Origin of the sequence: Kitasatospora putterlickiae, assembly GCF_039527695.1 — a bacterium.
GTDB classification, from domain to species: domain Bacteria; phylum Actinomycetota; class Actinomycetes; order Streptomycetales; family Streptomycetaceae; genus Kitasatospora; species Kitasatospora putterlickiae.
The window spans coordinates 20712-27710 of the sequence record NZ_BAAAKJ010000113.1; the positions used below are offsets into that span (position 1 = coordinate 20712).

4 protein-coding genes are annotated in these 6999 nt (G+C 73.1%); 3 read left to right on the forward strand and 1 reads right to left on the reverse strand.

What is annotated here, in order from left to right; all coding sequences use genetic code 11:
* A partial coding sequence (locus ABD308_RS11975; RefSeq protein WP_425554744.1) for a hypothetical protein occupies nucleotides 1-1326 on the forward strand: 1326 nt, incomplete at its 5' end.
* Nucleotides 1327-1351: 25 nt separating this feature from the next.
* Here ABD308_RS11975 and ABD308_RS11980 read toward each other — a convergent pair.
* Nucleotides 1352-3007 carry an N-6 DNA methylase gene (locus ABD308_RS11980; RefSeq protein WP_344332279.1) on the reverse strand — a complete coding sequence of 552 codons (1656 nt, stop codon included), beginning with the start codon at nucleotides 3005-3007 and terminating at the stop codon, nucleotides 1352-1354.
* Between the two features lie 206 nt (nucleotides 3008-3213).
* On the opposite strand from ABD308_RS11980, the gene ABD308_RS11985 reads away from it, so the two are divergent.
* Nucleotides 3214-5850: a tetratricopeptide repeat protein gene (locus ABD308_RS11985; RefSeq protein WP_344332283.1), complete on the forward strand. Its 2637-nt coding sequence runs from the start codon at nucleotides 3214-3216 to the stop codon at nucleotides 5848-5850.
* Nucleotides 5851-5902: 52 nt separating this feature from the next.
* Entirely contained in the window at nucleotides 5903-6916 is a 1014-nt protein-coding gene (locus tag ABD308_RS11990; RefSeq protein ID WP_344332285.1) for a Gfo/Idh/MocA family protein, read from the forward strand.
* Nucleotides 6917-6999 lie beyond the last annotated feature (83 nt).

Here is a 6999-nt window from a genome sequence, read left to right on the forward strand (position 1 = left end):
CGGCTCGTTCAGGCGGTGGCCGCGCACCGGCGGCTGCTCGCCGGGCGGCCGGGGTTCGAGCGGGCGGACTTGCGGCGGCGCAATCGGGAGGCGCGGGAGCGCACCCGGGCGCAGCAGAAGCACGACGCGACGGTTCGGCGCGTTGACGAGGCGTACCGGCGGACCCAGGAGTCCTGCGCCCGCCGGCTGGTCGCGCTCGACGGGAGCCGGGAGAGCCGGGAGAGGCAGGCGCTTGAGGCGGTGCGCCGGCGGTTCGTCGACCGGGCGGTCGCCCAGTCCCCCCTGGGGCCGCTGGAGGTCAACGGCATCGGTGAAGGGCTTGTGCGCGACCTGGCCGCCCAAGGCATCCACACGGCCTCCGACTTCACCCGCATCAGCTACGAGAAGGCCCCCAGCGGTCGCGGTGGGACGGTTGTGTGGATCCACCGGACCCGCGGGGGCAAGGTCCACGTCAACGGCATCGGCGAGCACCGGGCCCGGACCCTGATGGAGTGGCGGAACGCGACCGTGGCCCGGGCCGAGGCCCGGGCGCCGCAGCGGCTACCGGCGGACGAGCGCATGCGCCTGGACCGGATCATCGCCGAGGAGCGGCTGCGCCTCCAGCGGGAGAAGGAGGAGGCCGAACGGACGGCGGAGGCGGGACGGGCCGAGGCCGGGCGGTTGCTCGCCGAGGCCGTGTCCCGCCTCGCCGCGGCCGAGGCGGAGGCGGAGCGGGCCGCGGTTCTCCGCCGTTCGGAGTTCGACGCGATGGCGGAGCGTCTCCTCGCCCTCCAGGAGGAGCTCCGGCTCCACATGGACCGGCACGACGGCCTCCGGCCGGGCTTCCGCCTGCGCCGTGCGCAGGCCCGGGTGCTGCGGCCGGTGCCGCGGCGCCCGGGGGCGGCCGAGCGTCCGTTCGTCCCGTCCCAGCGCGCGCCGATGTCCCCGGCGCCCCAGGACCCCGGAGCGGCTGCCGCCACCGGCGAACTGTCCGTGGTGACGCGAGCCCGGTTGGTCTGGGTGCTGCCGATCGGCTGGTTCGCGATGACGGTGTTCCTGGGACCGGGCGCGAGGACCACGGGCCCGCTGTGGGCGGAGGTCACGGTTCGGCTGGTGGCCTTCGCCGTGGCGGTGTGGCTGTTGCGTCTCTGGGTTCCCCGGCGGCGGACGGGCACCGCACGGCCCATGCCACCCGGCTCCGCCCTGACGACCTGGGGTGTGTTCATGGGGCTCGCCGCGTTCCGGGGGTTCCTCGACCCGGCCGGCACGGGTGCCGGCGTCGGGTGGTTCGGGGCCGTCTCGTCGGTACTTCTGCTGCTGTTGGCTCTCGGTCGGCGGTCGGCCTAGCGGGCCGCCGGCCGGGCTCGCCGGGTCAGGCGTCCCCGGAGGCGGGGTTCAGAGCCCCGTTCGTGAGCCCCTCACGGGCGAGTTCGGTCGCCTGGTCGCTGAGCCCGGCGAGCCGGCGGGTGCAGGTCTCGACCTCCTGGAGCGCGCGGAAGGCGGAGCCGTAGTGACGCTGGGTCTCGATGCCCAGCTGCGGAACGCGGGAACCCCGGCTGTCCGTGCGGAAGGTGCCGCTGCCGCTGGTGGACCGGCGCTTGTTGGCGGGGCCGGCCAGGAACCCGCGCAGGTAGTCGGTGTCGAGGTGTTCGCTGACGGAGCGCGGCTCGCCCTCGACGTGCTCCACGAGCCCGGCGCGGGTGAGATCGGCGACGCTGACCGATGCGGTGTCGAGCGTGCCCGGTCCGCTTCCGGGGGCGAGTCGGGGCAGCAGGGTGTCCAGGACTCGGAGCTGTTCCCGCAGTTGGTCGCGGAGGGCGGTGTACTCGGCGAGGTAGTCCCGGTTGGCGCTGCCGATGTGGTTGCCCGGGGTGAGGTCGACGGTGTCGTCCAGGAGATCGATGAGCGGGACCTCGACGACCTGGCCGGGCTGGGGCGCGAGGGGGCCGTCGGGCGCGGCGGCGGTGAGATCCACCATGCGGACGGTCCGCGCCGTGCGGCCGTCGGGGCGGACGAGGATCCACAGTTGAACGGGAAGGGAGTGCGCCGTCGCGGTGCCGACCGGGAGCGCGACGACCTCGCTGAGGATGCCCCGACGGACGAGCTCCGCGCGGATGCGGCGGCCGGCCTTCCGGTAGGCGACGGAGGCGGGCATCACCATCACGACCTTGCCGCCGGGAACCGTGTGGGCGTAGGCGTGTTGGAGCCAGGCGAGTTCGCTTTCGGCCCGTGAGGGGATGCCGAGCTCCCACCGCGCGTCGAGGAGGAGTTCCTCCCGTCCCCAGTCAGGCCGGGCCGCGGGCGGATCGCAGACGACGAGGTCGACCTTGAGTTCCGCCCACGTGTCGTCGCGGAGGGAGTCCCCGGACCGGACCTCGGTCGGGGTGCGGCCGCTCAGCCCGGCGCGGAGGTGGGCGACCTCGGCCATCGCGACGTCGATCTCCTGGCCGTACCGGGTGGGGCCGGCGTCCGGCCCGAGGGAGAGCAGCAGCGAGCCGATGCCGCAGGCCGGGTCCAGGATGCTCGCGGTGTCCGGGACCGGGCCCACGAAGTGCCGCACCGCCCGGATGACGCGGGGGGAGGAGACCTGATCGGAGCCGACGCGGCGGGTGGTGTCGAGGAAGCGGTCGGTGAGAGCGGTCATCAGCCCGTCCTTGGACGTGGCCTCCGCGAGCTCCAGCACCTGCTGAGCGATCTCGGGCCCGAGCCGAGGCGGCGGCGTGCCGTCCGTGAGCAGCCGGGCCACTGCCGCCAGCGCCTGGACGGTGTCGTCCCCGAAGGCGCCGCGCAGGGCCTGCCACAGCAGCACCTCATCGGACACGTCCTGGCCCTTTCGCTGCTCGGCGAGCCAGGCGTTCACCTCGGCGGGGTCGAAGAGCGGACTGGTCGGCCCGCCGCCGGCCGGCGCCGGGAAGTCGTCGTGGCGCCGCCGCCAGTTGGACACGGCGGCTCGCGTGACCCCGGCCAGCCGGGCGATCTCGGCACCGGTGATCAACGGATCAGCGGTGGGGCGAGCGTCGTCCTTCATGGGGCCACCGTACACGCCGGCGGCCTCCACCGATAAGAACAGTTCTGTTGGCGGCGTAAACAAGCCCCTTTCAGTGGACCGGCCCTTCCGGCCTGTCGCCGCGGTGCCTTGTGGCACCTCATCGGAACTGAAAAGATTTCAGATCGTTTGCCTCCTAGGGGATGCGGACCCGATGGCTTCGGGGGTCGCGTGGAGAAGGAGACGGGATGGCACGGGTGAACCTGCGGGCCGCGTTCATGAGCGGGCTGTCGTCCACCGTCACGGCGCAACAGGTGTTCACCAATCGCGTCGACGAGGTGGCCGCCTTCAACCGGTCGGTGGAAGGTTTGTGCCGGACGCTGGACGAGGCGGAGGTTTCGCCGGTCGTGGACCGGGCGCAGGGGCGCCGTAACGTCCTGACGCTGTACGGAATCGGCGGCATAGGAAAGACGGCGCTTTCCCACGAGCTGGAGCGCCGCCTTCTCGCCGACGCCGCGGCCGAGCGGCGTGACGACGTGGTGGCCGTGCGGGTCGACCTGTCCGAGGACGGCGCCTGCGACATCGAGAGCGTGCTGTTGCGCGTGCGGGCCGGTCTCGGGCAGCTGGGCAGCCGGTGGCAGGCGTTCGACCTGGCACTCGCGTCCTACTGGGCCCGCGCGCATCCCGGTGAGACGCTGCAGGACTTCCTCGACTCGTCGCCGGCGCTGCGCCGCGCCTCCCGCGGCATCGGCCTCGGCGACCAGATCACCGAGAGCGTCCGGCAGCTCGACCCGGCCGGGCTCGGCGGCCTCGCCGGACTGGCGCACCGGGCGGCCCTGGCCACCTACCGCGCCGTCCGGGACCGGGTACGGGAGGGACGCCTGCTCGCCGACTGCGAGTTGTTCGCCGAACTGATCGAGGCCGAGGCCGACTACGAGACGCTCTCCTACTTCCCGTACCTGTTGGCCTGGGACCTGGACCAGCTGTCCCGCCGGGCCCGGCCGGCCCGGCGGCCCACGGTGTGCGTGTTCCTCGACACCTTCGAGGTGGTCAACGGTCGTGTGGACCGCACGGTGGAGCGCCTGATCCAGCGCTGTGTGTACCTGATGCCCAACGTGCTGTTCGTGATCACCGGCCGGAACCGCGTCGACTGGGCCGATTCCGGCGTGAGCGGCGAGCTGGACTTCACCGGCCCGCAGTGCTGGCCCAACCTGCACTTCAGCAACGACAGCGTCGAACCCCGTCAGCATCTCGTCGGCTACCTCTCGGAATCCGACGCCGACAGCTACCTCAGTGAGGCGCTCACCCGGGACGGCGAGCCCGCCATTCCCGCGGAGGTCCGTCGGCGCATCATCGCGGGCGGCCAGGGGCTGCCCCTGTACCTGGACCTGTCGGTGTCCCACTTCGTCGCGCTCCTGGCCCGCGGCGGGCAGCCGTCGCCCGCGGACTTCGGCGGTTCCTTCACCGCGGTCGCCACCCGGTCGATCCGTGACCTCCCCCGGGAGGAGCGCGACCTCGTCCGTACCGCGGCACTCACCGACCGGGTCGGCGCGGACATGCTGCGGGCCGGACAGCCCAACGTCCCCGACGGCAGCGTGGCCCGGTTCCTGCGCCGACCGTTCCTCACGCACGACGACGCCTACGCCCTGCCGTACGCCCTGCACGCGGCGCTGCGCCAGGCCATCGCCGAGGCGGACCGGACGCTCCCGGACGGCTGGTCGGATCGTGACCGAGGCGTGGTCGCGGCCCGGTTGCTCGCCTGGCTGGGCGAGCGTCTTGAGCCCTCGGCGGGCCGCGCGGCCACCGCTCAGGCTCTCGAATCCGGCCTCAGGCTCTCGGCGCTGTACGGGGTCTTCGGGGACTGGATGGCCCGTGCCACTCAGCGCCTTGTCGAGGCGGGCCAGTGGTCGGAGCTGGGCGACGGGCTGGCCGCCGAACGGGACGGAACACCGGAGTACCGGGCCGTTCTGGCTGCCGTACGAGGTGTCCAACTGCGTCGTACCGGCCGTGCGGCCGAGGCGGTGGAGCTGCTCGGCGGTGCGGGCGAGGGAGTGCGCCAGGACGGTCCGACGGCGCAGTTGGTGCGGATCCATCTCGCCCACGCACTGCGCAACCACGGCGACTACACCGAGGCGGCGCGGATCTACCGTGACCTGGTGGGTGGCGAGTTCGACGCGGTGGCCCGGTACTGGCTGTGCGACTTCGACTATCTCAACGGCCGTTTCGGCAGGGCTCTCGACTCCCTGCGGGAGCAGCGCAGCCGTGGGCCGGAGGACGAAGGCGAGCGGCTCAGGCTGATCGGCCACATCTGGCGGGTGAACGCCCGGTTCGACGAGGCGACCGCCGCCTACACCGAGGCGATCGGTCTGGCCCGGCGTGAGGACCTGGCCGCCGCGGAGGCGAAGGCGCTGGCGAACCTGGCCCAGACCGCCTGCTGGTCCGGCGACACGGCCGCGGTGTCGGACGCGGCGGCCCGGGCGCGGGAGCTGCTCGACCTGGTTCCCAATCCGGTCGAACTGGTCAAGGTCCGCTCCGCCGAGGCGGTCGCGCACGCGGTGGCCGGCGAGACCGGGGCCGCTGTGGAGGCGGTCGGGGCCACCCGGCGGCTGGCGGACGGGATCGGCTACCGCGGCGGCCACAATCTGGCCGACGTGGCCCAGATCCTGCTCGCGGTGCGCAGGGGAGACCGCGACGGTGCCCGCCGCACGCGTGCCGAGCTCGACGCACGCACTCGCCGGTCGGGCGGCAACACCTACTGGGTCCCGATCGCGACCAGCTGGATCGAGGGCGTCTCGCAGGCCGCGGAGCACGACCCGGGGGTCGAGTGGGTCGACGGCCCCGCGGTGTCGTTGGGCCGGTGGGCGGAGGTGGCCTCGCGGCGATGAGGTACCGGGGGATCGGAGTTCGGGGCTGTACAGGACGAGGGGAGAAGATCGAATGACCGACCCGGTACGTGTCGGCCTGGTCGGGCTCGGCATCATCGCCGAGACCCATCTGGCGGTCCTGGCCGAACGGGACGACGTGATCCTGGATTTCACGGTCGACCCGCGGCCGGTCGGGCCGGTCGTCTTCCGGGGCGACACGCCTCCCCATTACGGCGGCCTCACCCAGGCACTGGACGCGCACAAGCCGGACCTGGTGGTCCTGGCCACGCCGACGGACACCCATGCCGGGCTGGTGGCCCAGGCCCTGCTGGGCTCCGGGGCCAGGGTGCTGGTGGAGAAACCCCTCGTCCACGACCTCGCCTCGCTCGCGGGGCTGCGCGAGCTGGACGGGAGGGCCGATGTGAGGGGACGCCTCTTCACGGCCCACCACTTCGCGTTCTCCCCCGAGGTCGACTGGGCGGCGGAGCTGCTCGCCGCGCACCCCGGCTGGGGGCCGGTCACGGCCATCACCTCGGCGTTCTACGACCCCTACGTCCTGCGCGGGGCGGAGGCCTTCGCCTCGTACCTGTCCAGCTGGACGGACTCGGGGGTGAACCAGCTCAGCATGCTCACGCGCTTCGTCGATCTCACCGGACTCCGCTCGGTTTCGGAGACGGACGGCGGCGCGAGCGCGTGGTGCACCGTCGGTTTCCGCTCCCGGGGTGGGGAGGGTGTGGCCCGGCTTCGCAGCAGTTGGCTGACCGGCTCCAGTAGTAAGGAGAGCGGCCTGGTCCTCGGGCGCTCCGGGGTGGAGGTGTGGATCGATCACACCGCCATGACCGGTTTCGCGGCTCGGGAGGGGGAGTTGCTGGCCGTGTTCGGCAACGATGGCCGGACTCCGCGGAAGGTCGCCCACTACCGGCCGCTGTACGCGAGCCTGCTGTCCGGTCGGCCCGATCCGGTGCTCGGTTTCGATGCCGCGGTGACGATCACCGCGATCCATCAGGCGGGGGCCGGGGGCCGGGGGCCGGTAGCCGGCGGCGGGCCGGGTGAGGGGCCCGGCCCGCAGGGGTGGTGGGGAGGCTAGATGGTGGTGAGGAGGGTGCCCTCGTAGGCGAGCCATTGGGAGTAGGCGTGGAGGCCCTTGGGGTGGGGGGTGGTGGGGGTCCA

What these genes read in the sequence shown, in the direction of transcription:
- ABD308_RS11985 (WP_344332283.1), top strand. Translation starts at nt 3,214, where the DNA reads ATGGCACGGGTGAACCTGCGGGCCGCGTTCATGAGCGGGCTGTCGTCC.
- ABD308_RS11980 (WP_344332279.1), bottom strand. Translation starts at nt 3,007, where the DNA reads ATGAAGGACGACGCTCGCCCCACCGCTGATCCGTTGATCACCGGTGCC.
- ABD308_RS11990 (WP_344332285.1), top strand. Translation starts at nt 5,903, where the DNA reads ATGACCGACCCGGTACGTGTCGGCCTGGTCGGGCTCGGCATCATCGCC.